Genomic DNA, 17,215 nt, shown 5'->3' with positions numbered 1-17,215 from the left:
CCCGGCCGGCTCGCCCGGCCTCCCGCTTCGTCCTGCCCGCGCCCAGCCACTACAATGCCCCCTTTGTGGCAGCCCCCTGCCCGGCTATCGAAGTGGAATGCGCGTGACCGAGAAAAAGCCCGAACACACCCCGTTGATGAAGCAGTTCTTCGCAGCCAAGGCCGACTACCCGGACCTGCTGCTGTTCTTCCGGATGGGCGATTTCTACGAACTGTTCTACGACGACGCGCGCAAGGCCGCGCGCCTGCTGGACATCACCCTGACCCAGCGCGGCAGCTCGGGCGGTGCGCCGATCCCGATGGCCGGCGTGCCGGTGCATGCCTACGAGGGCTACCTGGCACGGCTGGTGGCGCTGGGCGAATCGGTGGCGATCTGCGAACAGATCGGTGACCCGGCGCTGGCCAAGGGGCTGGTCGAGCGCAAGGTGGTGCGCATCGTCACCCCCGGCACCGTCACCGACGAAGCCCTGCTCGATGAACGCCGCGACACCCTGCTGATGGCGCTGTCGCGGACCAAGGCCGGCTACGGGCTGGCCTGGGCCGACCTGGCCGGTGGCCGCTTCCTGGTCAACGAAGTGGAGACCGACGACGCCCTGGAAGCCGAACTGGCCCGTTTGGAACCGGCCGAGCTGCTGGTGCCCGACGAGGAGGACTGGCCCGAGTTCCTGCGCCAGCGCAGCGGCGTGCGCCGGCGGGCACCGTGGCTGTTCGATGCCGACAGCGGCCGCCGACAGTTGCTGAACTTCTTCAAGCTGCACGACCTCACCGGTTTCGGCATCGACGACAAGCCGCGTGCCACCGCCGCGGCCGGTGCGCTGCTCGGCTACGTCGAGGAAACCCAGAAGCAGCGCCTGCCGCACCTGACCTCGATCGCGATGGAGAACGCCGGCGAGGCGATCGCGATGAATGCCGCCACCCGCCGCCACCTCGAGTTGGACACGCGCGTGGATGGCGACACCCGCAACACCCTGCTCGGCGTGCTGGACAGCACCGTCTCGCCGATGGGCGGGCGCCTGCTACGGCGCTGGTTGCACCGTCCGCTGCGCCTGCGCAACGTGCTGCAGCAGCGCCACCACGCCGTCGCCACGCTGATCGACCGCGGCACCGATGCCGACCTGCGCGAGAGCTTCCGTGCGCTGGGCGACATCGAACGCATCCTCACCCGCATGGCGCTGCGCTCGGCACGCCCGCGTGACTTCTCCACCCTGCGCGACGGCCTGGGCCTGCTGCCGGCCATCAACGACCATCTCCAGGGCCTGGACTCCCCGCGTCTGCAACAACTGCGCGCCGAACTGGGCTCGCACGACGAAAGCGCGCAGCTGCTGGCCAGCGCCATCGCCGAACAACCGCCATTGAAGCTGTCCGACGGCGGCGTGATCGCCGAGGGCTATGACGCCGAGCTGGACGAACTGCGCCGGCTGTCCACCCACGCCGACCAGTTCCTGATCGACCTGGAACTGCGCGAGCGCGAGGCCAGCGGCATCGCCACGCTGAAGGTCGGCTACAACCGCGTGCACGGCTACTACATCGAGATCAGCAAGGGCCAGGCCGACAAGGCGCCGGTGCACTACACCCGCCGCCAGACCCTGACCAACGCCGAGCGCTACATCACCGAGGAGCTGAAGAGCTTCGAGGACAAGGTGCTGTCCGCGCGCGAGCGTTCGCTCAGCCGCGAGAAGCTGCTGTACGAAGGCCTGCTCGACACCGTCGGCGAACACCTGGAGCCGCTCAAGCGCTGCGCGGCCGCACTCAGCGAGCTGGACGTACTGGCCGCCTTCGCCGAACGCGCGCAGGCGCTGGACTGGGCGCAGCCCGAACTGCAGGACGAACCCTGCCTGCGCATCGAGCGCGGCCGTCACCCGGTGGTCGAGGCGGTGCGCGATGCACCGTTCGAGCCGAACGACATCGACCTGTACCCGGACCGCCGCATGCTGGTCATCACCGGCCCGAACATGGGCGGCAAGTCGACCTACATGCGCCAGAACGCGCTGATCGTGCTGTTGGCGCATATCGGCAGCTTCGTGCCGGCCAGCCGTGCGCTGATCGGCCCGATCGACCGCATCCTGACCCGCATCGGCGCTGGCGACGACCTGGCCAAGGGCCAGTCCACCTTCATGGTGGAAATGGCCGAGACCAGCTACATCCTGCACCACGCCACCGCGCATTCGCTGGTGCTGATGGACGAGATCGGCCGCGGCACCTCCACCTACGACGGCCTGGCGCTGGCCGATGCGGTGGCCCGCCACCTGGCCTACCAGAACCGCTGCTACACCCTGTTCGCCACGCATTACTTCGAATTGACCGCATTGGCCGACGAGAGCCACGAAGGCGGCGCCAGCGGCATCGCCAACGTGCACCTGGACGCGGTGGAGCACACCGACAAGAACGGTGGCGAACGGCTGGTGTTCATGCATGCGATGAAGGACGGCCCGGCCAACCGCAGCTTCGGCCTGCAGGTGGCGGCGTTGGCCGGCCTGCCGCGTGCGACGGTGGCGCAGGCGCGGCGTCGCCTAGCCGAACTGGAGCAACGCGGCGGCGAGACCCAGTCCGCCGCGATGGCACCACAGGCACTGGATGCACCGCAGCAGTTCGGGCTGTTCGCCGCCCCGAGCTCGGCCGCGCTGGATGCCCTGCAGGCGATCGATCCGGACGAGCTGACGCCCAAGCAGGCGCTGGAAGCGCTGTACCGCGTGAAGTCGTTGTTGTAACGAAATACCGAGGGCCGCGAAAGCGGCCCTCGATGTATCCAGACGCGGTTCGCGACCGAGGCCGCTCCTGCGATGACGGGCTCAGGCTGCGCTGGCGGTCACCAGCGCATCATCCAGCTCACCCGCACGCACCGACGCCGGTCGCTGCAGATGGACTGCGCAGTAATCCGTGAACACCGGCTTGGCCTCCAGCTCGCCGACACGCATGTAGTAGCTCAGGAAGGAGGCCATATACAGATCGGCGACGGTGAAGCTATCCCCGACCAGATAGCGCTTGCCGGCCACCGCCGTTTCCAATGTGTGCATCAGGTCCTCGGCGGTGCCATAACCCGCTTCCATTGGCGGTGCCAGCGAGCCATGGCGACGATCGGTGACGAAAGCCTCCAGCGGCCCGGCCGCAAATAGCACCCAGCGGTAGCAGGCACCACGCTCGGCGCTGCCCACCGGCGGCAACAATCCCTTCCAGGGTGCCAGATCCGCAAGATGCAGGCAGATCGCTGCGTTCTCGGTAATGACCGTACTGCCCTGCAGCAACGCCGGGACCTTGCCCATGGGATTGAGCGCCAGGTACTGCGCGGACTTCATGCTGGTGCCGTACTCCAGTATCACCGCGTCGTAGCGCAAACCCGTTTCCTCCAGCATCCAACGGGTGATGCGCCCGCGCGATTGCGGATGGGTATGGAACGTGAGCGTGTCGGACATGTCAGGCGCCTGCCTTGTAAGGAGCCTGCAGTGTGCGCAGGGCCTGCTGACAGCGGTTGTCAGCAGTCAACGCGGACCGCGCTGCAAGCACTCCTGGTTCCAGCGCCGCAACAAGCGATGACGCTGCTCCGGATAACGCTGGCCGGTGTCCTCCAGCCAGACCATGCGGTCGGCGCGGAAGTGGCGGAAATCACCGCGCATTTCGCACCATGCGACCAGCAGGCGGATCTCGGCCAGGAAGGCCATGGCGAAGGGCCAGATCACCCGCTCGCTGGCGCGTCCCTCCCCATCGCGGTAATGGATGCGCACCGCGTTGCCGGCACGGATCGCACGGCGCAACGCCGGCAGCCACGGCTCCGGTTCGGCGGCATGCCATTGCGGTGCGAACAGGCCGCTGGTCTCCACCTGCAGGCGCAGCCCTTCCGGCAACACGCCCGTCATCCGCTCCAGCGCCGCGCCTGCGGCTACCGCCAGCTCCGGGTCGGCGTGCGACGCCACCCAGCGCGCGCCGAGCACCAGTGCTTCCAGTTCCTCGGCCGAGAACATCATCGGCGGCAGCAGGAAGCCGGCACGCAGCTGGTAACCGATGCCCGGGTCACCGACGATGTCGGCCCCCTGCCCGCGCAGTGCGTCGATATCGCGGTACACCGTGCGCAGGCTGACGCCGAGCCGGTCGGCCAGTTGCGCACCGCGCACCGGCTTGCGGCGTCGGCGCAGTTCATCAAGCAGGTGCAGCAGGCGGGTGGCGCGTTGGCTCATGCCGGTGACCGGGAAACGGGGGCGCACAGCATAGCCGCCACACCCGCCCCTGCACCGCGCCATGTTGCGGTGCGATGACCGAGGCGAGGCAGCGGAAAGACAACAGCCGGCACAGATGCATTTCCGGGCGGTGATAGATGAATGCTATCAATGCGAACGGATCATTTGATTGTCCATTTCACCTGCCCGTGGCTACAGTCGGTCCAAGATGTCCCACTAGCCAGCAGGAGCCAGCGATGAGCAGCAACGACACCAAGCCGACCTGTCCGTACCACAGTGCCCCGACACCGGAGCAGGCCGCCCAATCGCAGCGCGATACCAGCACCACGCCCACGCAGAAGCACGGCGACGCGCCGGTGACGCCGATGACCACCGCCTTCGGTGCGCCGGTGGTGGACAACCAGAACAGCAAGACCGCCGGCCCGCGTGGCCCGCTGTTGATGGAAGACGTGTGGCTGCTGGAGAAGCTGGCCAACCTCAACCGCGAGATCATTCCCGAGCGGCGCATGCACGCCAAGGGCTCCGGCGCGTTCGGTACTTTCACCGTGACCCACGACATCAGCAAGTACACCCGCGCCAAGCTGTTCTCGGCGGTGGGCAAGCAGACCGAGATGTTCGCCCGCTTCACCACCGTGGCCGGCGAGCGCGGCGCGGCCGATGCCGAGCGCGACATTCGCGGCTTCGCGCTGAAGTTCTACACCGAGGAAGGCAACTGGGACCTGGTCGGCAACAACACCCCGGTGTTCTTCCTGCGTGACCCGCGCAAGTTCGCCGACCTCAACAAGGCGGTCAAGCGCGACCCGCACACCAACCTGCGCAGCGCGCGCAACAACTGGGATTTCTGGACGCTGCTGCCCGAGGCACTGATGCAGGTGACGGTGGTGATGAGCGACCGCGGCATCCCGCGCAGCTTCCGCCACATGCACGGCTTCGGCTCGCACACCTACAGCTTCACCAACAACGACGGCGAGCGCTTCTGGGTGAAGTTCCACTTCCACAGCCAGCAGGGCATCCAGGCCCTGACCGACGCGCAGGCCGAAGTACTGGTGGGCAAGGACCGCGAGAGCCACGGCCGCGACCTGTTCCAGGCGATCGAGCGCGGTGAGTTCCCGAAGTGGAAGCTGTTCGTGCAGGTCATGCCGGAGCTGGAGGCGGAGACCTACCGCATCCACCCGTTCGACCTGACCAAGGTGTGGCCCAAGAGTGACTATCCGCTGATCGAGGTGGGCGAGTTCGAGCTCAACCGCAACCCGGACAACTGGTACCAGGACGTGGAGCAGTCGGCGTTCGCACCGAGCAACCTGGTGCCGGGCATCGGCCCGTCGCCGGACAAGATGCTGCAGGCCCGCCTGTTCGCCTACAGCGATGCACAGCGCTACCGCCTGGGCGTGAACCACCACCAGATCCCGGTGAACGCGGCACGCTGCCCGGTGCACAGCAACCACCGCGACGGCGCCATGCGCGTGGACGGCAACTACGGCGGCCTGCCGCATTACGAGCCGAACAGCTATGGCCAGTGGCAGGAACAGCCGCAGTACCGCGAGCCGCCGCTGAAGATCCGTGGCGATGCCGACTTCTGGAACTTCCGCGAGGACGACAACGACTACTTCAGCCAGCCCGGCGCGCTGTTCCGCAGCTACAACGCCGAGCAGAAGCAGCGCCTGTTCGACAACACCGCGCGTGCCCTGGGTGATGCGCCGGACTTCATCAAGCAGCGCCACATCGACAACTGCAACAAGGCCGACCCGGCGTATGGCGCCGGTATCGCCGAGGCCTTGAAGAAGCTGGCGGCGAACCCGTCCGACCCGTTCCAGCCCGCCCATCCGGGCAGCGATTTCCCCAGCGCCACCCCGGGTGCGGAGGACATCACGCTGTGACACCGCACCCGTCCGGTTGAACGGGCGGGTCACCCGCACCACCCCGACGCCCGGGATGCCTGGATGGCATTCCGGGCGTTGCCGTCTGCCACACCGGCCACCCCGCGCGGGGTTACCATCCCGGCTTGGCCACCCACCGCAAAGGAAACCACCGATGAGCCTGACCGACGACCTTCTTTCCCAGCTGCAGGGTGCACCCCTGCAACAGGTTTCCCAGCAACTGGGCATCGACAGCCAGCAGGCTTCCGGCGCGATCAGTGCCGCCCTGCCGCTGCTGATGGGCGCCCTGGGCAACAACGCCGCCAAGCCTCAGGGCGCCGAAGCCCTGCTCGGCGCGCTGCAGAACAATCACAGCGGCCTGGACATCGGCGGCGTGCTGGGCTCGGTGCTGGGCGGCGGCAGCAGCCCGGCCACCAACGGTGCCGGCATCCTCGGCCACATCTTCGGCGGCAACCAAGGCCGCGCGGAAACCGGCCTGGCCCAGGCCACCGGCCTGAGCCAGGGCAATTCCAGCCAGCTGCTCAAGATCCTCGCCCCGATCGTGATGGCCTACCTGGCCCAGCGCATGGCCGGGGGGGGCAACCAGGCCAGTGCCGGTGGGCTGGCGCAGATCCTGGGCCAGGAGAAGCAGCAGGTCACTCAGGCCGGCGGCATCGGCGGCGGCCTGTTGGGCAGCGTGCTGGACCAGGACGGCGACGGCCAGTTCGGCGTGTCCGACCTGATCAAGCTGGGCAGCGGCCTGCTGGGCTCGGGCAAGCGCTGACCTGTTCGGGCTGCGCCCGAAACAATAACGCCACCCTCGCGGTGGCGTTTTTTTTCCCTCGTGGGAGCGCCTTCGGGCGCGAGGCTGGGGCTTCTGCAATTGCAATCATTCCCTGCAGCGGACGAATCCCGGCTTCGCGGCCGAGGCCGCTCCTACAGGGCGTCGATGTCGCCCAGGGCGCGGATCAGGCGGCGGGCGCGCTTGTCGGGCTTGTGCTCCGGGGCCTGGTAGCCGGTGCGTTCGGCGGCACGACGCAGGCGCATCTCCTGGCGGGCCTTTCGTGACGCATCACTCTCCTCGTACAACCCTTGCGCCACCGGTGCGGGGCCACGCATGTCGCTCAGCCCGCGCACGCTGATCTCGAACACCTCCTCACCGCGCTGTACCCGCAACGCATCGCCGATGCGGATCGCGCGCGAGGACTTGGGCCGCTGGCCACCCACCTCGACCTTGCCGGTGTCCACCGCCTGCTTGGCCAGGCTGCGGGTCTTGTAGAAACGTGCCGCCCACAACCACACGTCGAGGCGGATACTGGGGACCACGGGAAGGGCTTCGGGATTCATCAGGCTCCACTGGGTTGCAACAGGTCTGCCCTGCCTACATGGGGCCGGCATCGTCACCGTCAAGATGCTAACGTGCCGGACCTCGAGCCTGACCAGCGCATTCATGTCGAAAGCAAGCCAAGCCCGCAACCTGACCGAGGGCCCGATCGGCCGCAGCCTGCTGCTGTTCTCGCTGCCGATCCTGGCCGGCAACATCGCCCAATCGCTCAATGGCTCGGTCAACGCGATCTGGGTGGGCAAGTTCCTGGGCGAGGCGGCGCTGACCGCCACGGCCAATGCCAACAACATCATGTTCTTCCTGATCGGCTCGGTGTTCGGCATCGGCATGGCCGCCACCATCCTGATCGGCCAATCGATCGGCGCGAACGACCTGCCGCAGGCGCGCCGGGTCATGGGCACCAGCGCGACCTTCTTCATCGGGCTGTCGGCGGTGATCGCGGTGGCCGGCTGGTTCCTGTCGCACCGGCTGCTGGTGGCCATGGGCACGCCGGCCGAATCGATGCCGCTGGCCGATGCCTACCTGAAGGTGATCTTCCTCGGCATGCCGCTGATCTATGCGTTCGCCTTCCTCACCGCGGCCCTGCGCGGCGCCGGCGATTCACGCACGCCGTTCCGCTTCCTGCTGCTGTCGGTGCTGCTGGACATCGGTTTCAACCCGCTGCTGATCTTCGGCATCGGCCCATTCCCGGAACTGGGCGTGGCCGGTGCGGCGTGGGCCACCTTCTTCGCCCAGGGCCTGTCGCTGGCGGCGATGCTGCTGTACCTGCGCAACAAGCGCCACATGCTGTGGCTGGGCCGCAAGGATGCCGCGCTGCTGAAGATCGACCTGGACATCCTCAAGGCACTGGTGCTCAAGGGCGTGCCGATGGGCCTGCAGATGGTGCTGATCTCGCTGGCGATGATCATGATGATCTCCATGGTCAACGGCTACGGCGTGGAGACCGCCTCGGCCTATGGTGCGGCACTGCAGTTGTGGACCTACGTGCAGATGCCGGCGATGGCCATCGGCGCGGCCTGCTCGTCGATGGCCGCGCAGAACGTGGGTGCCGGGCGCTGGGACCGCGTGGATGCAACCGCGCGCACCGGCGTGCTGTTCAACTTCCTGCTGACCGGTGCGCTGATCGCGCCGATCCTCCTGTTCGACCGCAGCACCCTGGCGCTGTTCCTGCCCGAGGCCAGCCCGGCGCTGGAGATCGGCCGCCACCTCAACCACATCGCGGTGTGGTCGTTCCTGTTCTTCGGCGTGAACTTCGTGGTGTCCGGCGTGGTGCGTTCCACCGGCGCGGTGGTGCCACCGCTGGTGATCCTGGCGATCGGCATGTGGGGCATCCGCGTGCCGATGGCCAAGCTGCTGCAGCCGGCGCTGGGGGCCGACGCGATCTGGTGGAGCTTCCCGACCAGTGCGTTCTGTTCGATGCTGATGGTGATGGCGTACTACCGCTGGGGCAACTGGCGCAAGGCCAAGATGCTGGACAAGCATGCGCCGGACACCCTGGCCACGCCGGCCGAGGTGGCGTCCACGCCGCCGTCGCCGGTGGCCGATGCCAACCCCGAGGTCGAGGTCGAGGAACCGGCGGCGCGCTGAAGGGCGTGGCCGGTGCGGATGACGGGCTTCTTTGCCCTCTCCGCCCCTTCGCTGTGCGGAAGGGACGGGTGACGCCGGGCCATGCCCGGCGCCGGCGTTGACAAGACCTGCCGCCGAGCGTGGCTCGGCACTACCGCTGTACGGCCTTCAGTAACTGGCGTCAAACGCGAAGATCGGCTTGCGCTGCTGCCACAGGCCGTTGGTGAAGTCCGGGAATTCCAGCGTCTGGAAGCCATTGGCGATGGACTGCTCGGACAACGGCGTGATCGCGCTCCAGGTCACCGCGTCGAAGATGTCGATCGGCATCGGCGCCTGCGCCTTCAATGACTCGACGAAGGCATGGATCACGAACCAGTCCATGCCACCGTGCCCTGCCCCGGCGGCGGTCTCGGCGTGCTTCTTCCACAGCGGGTGCTCGTACTGGTCCTGGTAGACCTGGAACTCCTCCCACTGGTGCGGCGGGCTGCGCCCTTCGATATGGATGCCGTGGTTGAGGTCCATCCACAGGCCCTTGGTGCCCTGCACGCGGAACCCGAGCGAGTACGGGCGCGGCAGCGAGGTGTCGTGCTGCAGCAGGATGGTCTCGCCGTTGGCGCAGGCCAGCGTGGTGGTGACGATGTCGCCCAGCTTGAACTGCACCTGCGTGCTGGGATGCGTGGTGCCACCGCTCTTGGCCACGGTGTACTCGTGCAGGCCGCGCGCCTTGCTGGCGAAGGCATTGATGTGGGTGAAGCGATTGCCACGGTTGATGCCGGTGTACATCGCGCACGGGCCAATGCCGTGGCTGGGATACAACTCGCCGTTGCGCGTGACCGAATGCTCGGTGCGCCAGCGCGCCTCGGACCAGCCCTTGGCACCAAACTCCACGCCGCTGCCATAGGGGTGCTCCGGATTGCCGTCGTTGAACTTCACCCCGCGCAGGTCATGCTGGTAGCCACCCTGCAGGTGCACCAGTTCGCCGAACAGGCCGGCGCGGACCATCTGCAGCGCGGCCATCACGTCGCGGCGGTAGCACACGTTCTCCAGCAGCATGTACGGCGTGCCGGTGTCCAGTTGGGCGCGCAGCACGTCCCAGTGATCCTGCAGGGTGATGCCGGCGACCACTTCGCAACCCACCGCCACCTTGGCCTGCATCGCTGCGATGGCCATCGGCGCATGCCACTCCCACGGCGTGGCGATGATCACGCCATCCAGGCCGCGCTGCTCCAGCAGCCGCTTCCAGGCATTGACGTCGCCGTCCTGGCCGTAGGCGGTGGGCGCCGGTTTGCCGGCCTTGGCGACCATGTCCATCGCCCGGCCCAGCATGATCGGCTCGATGTCGCACAGCGCCACCACCTCCACGTCCTCACGCCGCACCAGCTCCTTGAGCAGCACCTGGCCGCGCATGCCGGTGCCGATCATGCCCAGCCGCACCTTGCGGTTGCGCGCCCAGGCCGGCATCTGCGGCAACAGGGTGGTGGCGGCCAGGGCCGCGCTGGCCAGGATGAATTCCCTGCGTTTCATTGCATGTCCTCTTTCGTGAAATCGTGCCGTTGCCGGCAGGCGTATCGGCCCCGCACTGACGGTGCCATCACCCTCCCGCGCATGCAACGCATGCGAGGGAGGGTGCCGGGGCGTGGCAGGCTCAGAACTTGTAGGTCGCCGTCACGCTGTAGATGCGACCGAAGTTGTTGGCGTAGCCGGCGAAGTTCATCCAGTCGTTCGGGTCGTAGAACGGCAGGCGGTTGAACAGGTTCTTCACGGTCACGCCCACGCTAAGCTTCTCGATCGGACGCCAGTTCACGCTCAGGTTGGCCGTCCACCACGCCGGTGCGCCACCGCAATGGCCGGGCGCCAGGTCCAGGTAGCTGCCGGTGCAGGTCTGGGCGTTGTTGTCCTGCGCGTCGATGCGGTCATACGCCCACTTGGTGCCACCGACATAGTTGACGTAGAAGCCGGTGTCCCACTTGCCGTAGGTCCAGTTGGTGTTGAAGGTGGCGCGCACCTTCGGGTTGTTGTAGTAGCCGACCACGTTGCCGTAGTACCAGCCGTCGCCGTTGTCGGAGTTGTACATGTTGCGGTTGGCGATGGTCGCGGCGACACCGATGTTCAGGCGGCCCCATTCACCCAGGTCGAAGCGGCTGCGCAGGTCCACGTCGAAGCCGTCGATCAGGGTGCGGCCGCGGTTGCTGTACTGGCCGATCACGCTGGCCACGTTGCCGGTGCTGTAGCCGGGCAAGGTGGACGGGCAGCTCACGCCGCTGGCCGGGTCGTTGCACATGTTGGCCAGCGCGGCCAGGTTGGACAGGTCGGTCTCGGTGATCGGGAAGCGGGTCATCGAGTCGATGTCCTCTTCCTTGCTGTAGTCCGGTGCGACGATCTCGTCGCGGCGGTACACAAACCAGTAGTCGGCCGACACCGACAGCCAGTCGGTGGGTTCAAACACGACGCCCAGCGTCGCGATCTTGGCCTTCTCCGGCTTCAGGTCCTGGTTGGGCTGGGTCATGCGTGCCACGTTGCGGCTGCAGTCGCTGTTCCACAGGCTGTTGCCCAGGTCCTGGTCGACGACGCGGTTGGACTGCCGCAGCAGGCCGGCGATGGCATTGGTCTCGTTGCAGCGGATCTCATCGCGGTAGCCACCGATCTGCGCATACACGCCGCCGCTGCCGGCCTCGGCCAGGCTGGGGGCGCGGAAGCCTTCGGAGTAGGTACCGCGCAGCATCAGCTGCGGCAATGCCTGGTACTTCAGGCCGATCTTCGGCGCGGCGTTGGCGCTGAAGCCCGGGTACTTGTCCAGGCGCAACGCCAGGTCCATCTCCAGCTTCTCGGTGAGCGGCGCAACGGCTTCGGCGAACAGCGCGTAGGTGTTGCGCTTGCCGTCGAACCACGAACCGCCCTGCTGGGTGATCAGGCCGTTGGCGGCATCCGGATTGCCCGGGGTGTAGAAGGTCTCACGGGTGGCGTTGAAGCCGAACGCCGCGCGCACCTCGCCGGCCGGCATCTTGAACAGCGGGCCCTCGATCTTGCCGTCCAGGGTATGCAGGCGGGTCCACGACTCGATGTCGAAGGTCGGGAAGGCTTCGCGGATCAGCGCCGCGTTGGCTTCACTGATCTCGCCGAACTTGTAGGCCGGGTGATCGGAAATGATGACGCGGCCGGTACCCGGATCGATGGTGTACGGGCCGAATGCCTTCTCGAACCCCTTCAGGTTGACGTTGGTGGTCTGGTAGGTGACCGAGTGCGAGCCGGCCGTGGCGAACGCGGTTTCCCAGTTCCAGTCGCCGGCGCTGCCGCGCAGGCCGGCCACCGCACGGTAGCTCTCGTCGGTGTTGCGCTGGCCGAAATGGCCGCCGCCCACGTCCTGCAGCAGGTAGCCCAGGCCGACCACGCCGCCCATCAGTGCCTTCATCTCGGGGCTGGCGTGGTTGTATTCGTTGTTCGGGCCGAGCCACGGGGTCAGGAACTGGTTGACCGTGTTGCCGGTGTTGCGCGAGAACCAGCTCTGCGGGTTGCCGGTGGTGGTGCCATAGGCGCGCGGCGTGCCGCCGTTGGCATGCAGGTCGATGTCGGTGTAGGTGACCTCGGCGAACGCTTCGGTGGCATCGTTGAGCTGGAAGTGGCCGTTGACGTAGGCGGTCACGCGCTTGGAATCGGCGCCGCCGTTGATCTGGCGGTTCATCCAGGTCTGCCAGATGCAGCGCGTGCCGCTGGCCACCTGCAGCACGTTGTTGCAGCCCGGCGCGGCCTCGTCCATCCGCGCCCCGGTGACCGGGTCGATGGCGTAGTAGTAGCCGGGGTTGAACACGCCGGGCGCGCTGCCGGTGTCCAGCCGCAGGTTCTTGATGTAGTCCGGGTTGTTGACGTAGAACTGCGCCGGGTTCTTGAGGTACCACTCGCTGTCCGGGATACCGTCGCGCTTGTACATGTTGACGCTGGCATAGACGTTGTAGCGGTCTTCGGACAGGTCACCGAAGCCACCGGTGATGCTGGCCTGGGTTTCACCGAACGAATCGAAGCGCGAGGCGGTGTCCCAGGTACCGCTGACCTCCAGGCCCTGGTAGCTGCTCTTGGTGATGACGTTGATGACGCCGGCCACCGCGTCGGTGCCATAAACGGCCGAGGCGCCATCGGTCAGCACTTCCATGCGCTCGATGACCGCGGCGGGAATGGCGTCGATGTTGACGAACTGGGTCTGGAAGCCTGCCGGTGCGCCGTAGTACGACAGGCGGCGGCCATTCAACAGCACCAGCGTGCCCTGTGCGCCGAGACCGCGCAGGTTGGCCTGCGAGGCACCATCGGAACCGGTGAACAACGACTTGGAATCCACCTGGCCCGGCCGCGCGGCAGGCAGGTTGTCGAGCACCTGCAGCAGCGTGCGCGCACCCATGTTCTGGATGTCCTGCTTGCTGATGACCTGCACCGGCGAGGCGGTTTCCACGTCGGTGCGGCGGATGTTGGAACCGGTGACCTCGATGCGGGCCAGTTCGGTGGCCTTGTCCTTGTCCTTGCCGTCGGGGTCCTGCGCGAAGGCAGGTGCGGCGATGGCGAACAGGGTGCTGGCGATGGCCAGCGACAACGGGGCGAATGTACAGCGATGGGGATTGCGGCGGGCTGGCAACATCGGGTTCTCTCCTGGAAAGGTCACGCAAGAACAGCAGTTGGCGGGCAAAGCGATCCCGGGCCACGGCCTTGCGGCCGTGGTCGGCGTGGTACGGGGGAGCAGCGGTGTTACGTGGTGGTGGTGGTCAGGGGGCGACGTAGTCGACGGTGTCGCCCTCCTCGCCGATCAGCACGGCGTTGGCCCAGTTGCCACACACCCGGGCCGAGTCATCCCCCTGCGCACCCAGCGTGCGCAGGCTCAGGCGGGAAAGCCCGCGCACATCCAGTTCCGGCTTGACCACGCCGGGTGCCTTGACCAGGCCGCTGTCGTACAGCAGGCGATCCTCGCCCCACACCTGGAACTGCATGCCACCGGCCTTGCGGCACTGGTCGTCGATGCCCAGGTCGGCGCGCAGCAGCTTCCAGTTGCCCTTCAACGCGATATCGATGCGGCTGCTGGCCGACACGCCCAGGCCGCGGCGGAACTGCAGGCCGTTCATGCGCATCGGCACGTCGGCGCTGAACGCGCGGTCGGCATGGACCGACGCGGCCAGTGCGGCCGGCAGCGGCAGCTGGGAGAGGTACTGCTGCCGGGCCGGCCGCTCGGCCGCCTGTTGCTCGAGGATATGGAAGGTGGACAGCGCGATCGGGCCGACGTCGCGCGGCTGCAGTGCATCCACCGCACGTGCGCTGCTGCCCTGCGCTGCGCTCACCATCGGATCGGCACCGCTTGCGCCATCTCCCTCCGGGTTCTGCACGCTGAGCACGCGAAAGCGCAGCAGGCGGCCGGCGTGGGCCGGGAAGTCGATACGCTGCAGTTCCTGCTTCAGCTGCAGATGACCGCTGGCGATCGGCTTGCCCCACTCGCCATTGCTGTCGGCCATGTAGATTTCGTAATCACGCACCTGGCCATGCTTCCAGTGCTGGTCACTGCGCGGTGCCAGCTCGATGCCGTCGATCAGCTTGCGCTCGCCAAAGCCCACCACCCATTCGTGGGCGCCGGTGCGGATGGCCTGGTTGCGCACGCTGCGGAACCAAGTTGCCGGATCGTCGTCGAAGGCATTTTCCAGCGGATGGCCGGGCTCTTCGGCCGGGCGGTTGACCACCAGCAGGCTGTCGGACGGCAGCGCGCGGCCCAGTTCGGGCGCGTTCGGGAACGCGTCGTCGGCCAGCGCGGCGGCGACCGGGAAATCCAGCTGCAGTTTCAGCGAGGTGCGGATGTCCTGGCTGGCGGTACGCACATGCAGCGTGCCCTTGCGCTCCTTGCCATCGAAGTACCAGCCCTCGCTGGCGGCCTGCAGCGCGGCCGCGTCGGCCAGCTGGGGCAGCGCGCGGCCATCCAGCTGCACGGCGGTCGGTGCGCTGCGATTCAGTACACGCAAGCCATAACGGCGCTGCGCCAACTGGCCTTGATACTCGCCCTGCACCGGCGCGATCTCCACCTGCACCGGGCCACTGCCCTGCGCCGGTGCCTGCACGCGGATCTGCTGCGTGCTTGACTCGCCCTTCTGGTAACGGCGGGTGCTGCCATCGTCTTCGTACAGGGTGTAGCTGGATGTACCCTGCGGATACAGATCGAAGGTCACCTCATCCAACGGCTCTTCGCCGTCGAACAGCATCTCCGGGTACATCGGCAGGATCGCACCGGCGCGCACGAATACCGGTAGCGTCGCCAGCTCGACCGCACGGTCCAACTGTTTGCCTGCGGCACCTGCCTGCAGGTGGCGGCCATCCCAATAGTCGTACCAGCCACCGGCCGGCAGATGGATGTCGCGGCGCCAGCCACGGCTCGCCGCCTGGCTGCGGTAGACCGGCGCGACCAGCAGGTCGCGGCCGAGCAGGAACTGGTACTTGTAGGTTTCATCCTGCGCGTGCGGGTCCTGCGGGTAGTCCCACATCAGCCCGCGCACCGGCGGCGCACCGCTTTGTGCAGCGTCGTGCACCAGCCCGTACATGTACGGGGTCAGGCGCATTTTCAGCTTGAGATAGTCGCGGTTGATCGAGCGATATGGCTCGTCGAAGGCCCAGGGGTGCTTGCGCGCATTGGACGACCAACCGGACATGCCCATCAGCACGGGAGTGAAGGTCTTCCACTGCAGGTCGCGGGTGAAGGTCTCGGCGCTGCCGCCGAAGATCGCATCGACGTCGCCGCTGGCGTAGGCCATGCCCGACAGGCCCGAGCCCACCAAGGTCGGCACGTGCCAGCGGATGTAATCCCAGCTGCTGCTCTGGTCACCGGTCCATGCCACCGCATAACGCTGGATGCCGGCCCAACCCATCACCGTCCACAGGAACGGGCGCGAGTCGGAATTGTCGAGGATGCCATTGAAGGCCTGCTGGTTGGCGTCCATCGCGAACTGGTAGCCCTGCCCGGTCCAGGCCACGTCCAGCTTCTGCACGCGGCTGCCGGCCTTGCCGACTTCCCAGGCAATCTTGTCCACGCCGTTCTCGGTCCACAGGCCGGTCTTGAAGCCGTACCTGGCCAGCCCCTGCACGGTTTCCGGCAGCTGCTTGTAGCCGCAGCCGTAGCCGTCGTTGGGCAGGATCCAGCCGCCGGGCATGTCGTTCTCGCGGTACTTGGCGGCGACGCTCTGGACCACGTCGGGCGTGGTGCCGGTGGGGCCATCGCTCCAGCCTTCGGGCACGCTGCCGGGCTTCTTGATGTTGTCGCCGTCGTTGTAGCAATCGGCATCGCCGTAGGACAGCGCCCAGCGCGCGACCATGTTCGGGCGGCCGGTCAGCTGGGTGTAGCGTTCGAGCAGGCGCTGCAGGTCGGCACCCACGAAGTAGTACGCGTCGAAGCGGTCCTCGCGGTGCAGCAACGTGGACTGGTCGGGCTGGCGCAGGTCGTAGCTGCCGTCGCTCCACGTATTGCGCAGCATGCCCCAGCCCCGCGAGCTGAGCAGCATCGGCGCCGGGCTGGGGCGGTCGCCCTCTTCCCAGCCACCGGAATAGGACACCTCCAGCTCGCGGCCCTTGAACTGGAAACGGCCGTTCTGCTGGCCACCGCCATAGAACGCCTCATCGGCCTGCGAGGACAGCACCTGCACGCTCTGCGCCGCATCCAGGTCCAGTGGCTGCAGCTCCTGCCACATCGGTACGCCGCGCGCGCCGTCCAGCCGTTCCAGGCGCAGTTGCAGGGGCTGGCGCTGCACGTGCAGCACCAGGGCCGGCGTGCGTACGCGGATCTCGCTGGCATCCTCCTCCAGCTGTGCCTGCACCGGCTGCACCGGCTGCGGCAGCACGATCGGCGCGGCCTTGTTGCCGGCGTCGGTCAGCTTGCCGTTGCGCCCGGCCTGCACGTGCACGATGTCATTGGCCAGCACTTCGATGCGCAGCTTGCTGCCGTTGTCGGTGAGCAGTTCCCAGCCGCGCACGCCATCGCGCCCGTCCGAAGCACTCACCGAGCGCAGGTTGCCCACCGGCTCGGCCTGCGCCGGAAGCGCCGGCAACAACAGCGCCGAAAGCAGGGCCACCAGCAGCGGCGATTGACGGAAGCGGTTGTGCATCGTGTCCCCAGGCCCGTTCATCGGACGTTTCGAAATGCGGTTGTGGCCGACTCTAGGGCAGCAAATCGAAAGATGTCAACAAAATGAAAGCAAAAAGTAAGTGGAATTTCTTGCAATCGAAAGATGGTGCAAAGCACCACTTTCTGTTGCCCCTGGATTCGCGCATTCACCC

The 17,215-nt window shown here is 67.1% G+C and carries 10 protein-coding genes; 4 read left to right on the top strand and 6 right to left on the bottom strand.

What is annotated here, in order from left to right; genetic code table 11:
* The first annotated feature begins 136 nt into the window (after positions 1-136).
* Positions 137-2,707: a DNA mismatch repair protein MutS gene (gene mutS, locus VA603_RS14945; protein WP_323439641.1), complete on the top strand. Its 2,571-nt coding sequence runs from the start codon at positions 137-139 to the stop codon at positions 2,705-2,707.
* Positions 2,708-2,788: 81 nt separating this feature from the next.
* Here mutS and VA603_RS14940 read toward each other — a convergent pair whose 3' ends face one another.
* The gene (locus tag VA603_RS14940; protein ID WP_132865203.1) at positions 2,789-3,409 is read right to left on the bottom strand and encodes a glutathione S-transferase family protein; all 621 of its coding nucleotides are present in this window, start codon (positions 3,407-3,409) and stop codon (positions 2,789-2,791) included.
* A 66-nt stretch (positions 3,410-3,475) separates the two neighbouring features.
* A complete protein-coding gene (locus tag VA603_RS14935) occupies positions 3,476-4,168 on the bottom strand; it encodes a helix-turn-helix transcriptional regulator (RefSeq protein ID WP_323439316.1) in 693 nt (230 codons plus the stop codon).
* Between the two features lie 236 nt (positions 4,169-4,404).
* On the opposite strand from VA603_RS14935, the gene VA603_RS14930 reads away from it, so the two are divergent.
* Both VA603_RS14930 and VA603_RS14925 read left to right on the top strand, forming a co-directional pair.
* Positions 4,405-6,045, top strand: a complete 1,641-nt coding sequence (locus VA603_RS14930; RefSeq protein ID WP_425603719.1) for a catalase — start codon at positions 4,405-4,407, stop codon at positions 6,043-6,045.
* Between the two features lie 154 nt (positions 6,046-6,199).
* Positions 6,200-6,808, top strand: coding sequence for a DUF937 domain-containing protein (locus VA603_RS14925; RefSeq protein ID WP_323439315.1), 609 nt, complete (start codon positions 6,200-6,202; stop codon positions 6,806-6,808).
* Between the two features lie 152 nt (positions 6,809-6,960).
* Here VA603_RS14925 and VA603_RS14920 read toward each other — a convergent pair whose 3' ends face one another.
* Positions 6,961-7,371, bottom strand: coding sequence for an RNA-binding S4 domain-containing protein (locus tag VA603_RS14920; RefSeq protein WP_323439314.1), 411 nt, complete (start codon positions 7,369-7,371; stop codon positions 6,961-6,963).
* A gap of 103 nt (positions 7,372-7,474) precedes the next feature.
* On the opposite strand from VA603_RS14920, the gene VA603_RS14915 reads away from it, so the two are divergent.
* Positions 7,475-8,956, top strand: a complete 1,482-nt coding sequence (locus tag VA603_RS14915) for an MATE family efflux transporter (protein WP_323439313.1) — start codon at positions 7,475-7,477, stop codon at positions 8,954-8,956.
* Between the two features lie 147 nt (positions 8,957-9,103).
* Here VA603_RS14915 and VA603_RS14910 read toward each other — a convergent pair whose 3' ends face one another.
* The 3 genes from VA603_RS14910 to VA603_RS14900 form a co-directional block, all read right to left on the bottom strand.
* Positions 9,104-10,459, bottom strand: coding sequence for a Gfo/Idh/MocA family protein (locus tag VA603_RS14910; protein ID WP_323439312.1), 1,356 nt, complete (start codon positions 10,457-10,459; stop codon positions 9,104-9,106).
* Positions 10,460-10,580: 121 nt separating this feature from the next.
* Positions 10,581-13,556 carry a TonB-dependent receptor plug domain-containing protein gene (locus VA603_RS14905; RefSeq protein WP_323439311.1) on the bottom strand — a complete coding sequence of 992 codons (2,976 nt, stop codon included), beginning with the start codon at positions 13,554-13,556 and terminating at the stop codon, positions 10,581-10,583.
* Between the two features lie 124 nt (positions 13,557-13,680).
* The gene (locus VA603_RS14900) at positions 13,681-17,043 is read right to left on the bottom strand and encodes a TIM-barrel domain-containing protein (RefSeq protein ID WP_323439639.1); all 3,363 of its coding nucleotides are present in this window, start codon (positions 17,041-17,043) and stop codon (positions 13,681-13,683) included.
* Between the last annotated feature and the right edge of the window lie 172 nt (positions 17,044-17,215).

Source organism: Stenotrophomonas capsici, assembly GCF_034961085.1.
In the GTDB taxonomy this organism is placed as follows: Bacteria; Pseudomonadota; Gammaproteobacteria; order Xanthomonadales; family Xanthomonadaceae; genus Stenotrophomonas; species Stenotrophomonas capsici.
The sequence above is the reverse complement of the archived record's forward strand: the minus strand, read 5'-3'. Positions and strand labels throughout refer to the sequence as shown.

Bases quoted from the DNA above. Each gene is read 5' to 3' on its own strand.
- mutS (WP_323439641.1), top strand. From the start codon at position 137: ATGAAGCAGTTCTTCGCAGCCAAGGCCGACTACCCGGACCTGCTGCTG.
- VA603_RS14940 (WP_132865203.1), bottom strand. From the start codon at position 3,409: ATGTCCGACACGCTCACGTTCCATACCCATCCGCAATCGCGCGGGCGC.
- VA603_RS14935 (WP_323439316.1), bottom strand. From the start codon at position 4,168: ATGAGCCAACGCGCCACCCGCCTGCTGCACCTGCTTGATGAACTGCGC.
- VA603_RS14930 (WP_425603719.1), top strand. From the start codon at position 4,405: ATGAGCAGCAACGACACCAAGCCGACCTGTCCGTACCACAGTGCCCCG.
- VA603_RS14925 (WP_323439315.1), top strand. From the start codon at position 6,200: ATGAGCCTGACCGACGACCTTCTTTCCCAGCTGCAGGGTGCACCCCTG.
- VA603_RS14920 (WP_323439314.1), bottom strand. From the start codon at position 7,371: ATGAATCCCGAAGCCCTTCCCGTGGTCCCCAGTATCCGCCTCGACGTG.
- VA603_RS14915 (WP_323439313.1), top strand. From the start codon at position 7,475: ATGTCGAAAGCAAGCCAAGCCCGCAACCTGACCGAGGGCCCGATCGGC.
- VA603_RS14910 (WP_323439312.1), bottom strand. From the start codon at position 10,459: ATGAAACGCAGGGAATTCATCCTGGCCAGCGCGGCCCTGGCCGCCACC.
- VA603_RS14905 (WP_323439311.1), bottom strand. From the start codon at position 13,556: ATGTTGCCAGCCCGCCGCAATCCCCATCGCTGTACATTCGCCCCGTTG.
- VA603_RS14900 (WP_323439639.1), bottom strand. From the start codon at position 17,043: ATGCACAACCGCTTCCGTCAATCGCCGCTGCTGGTGGCCCTGCTTTCG.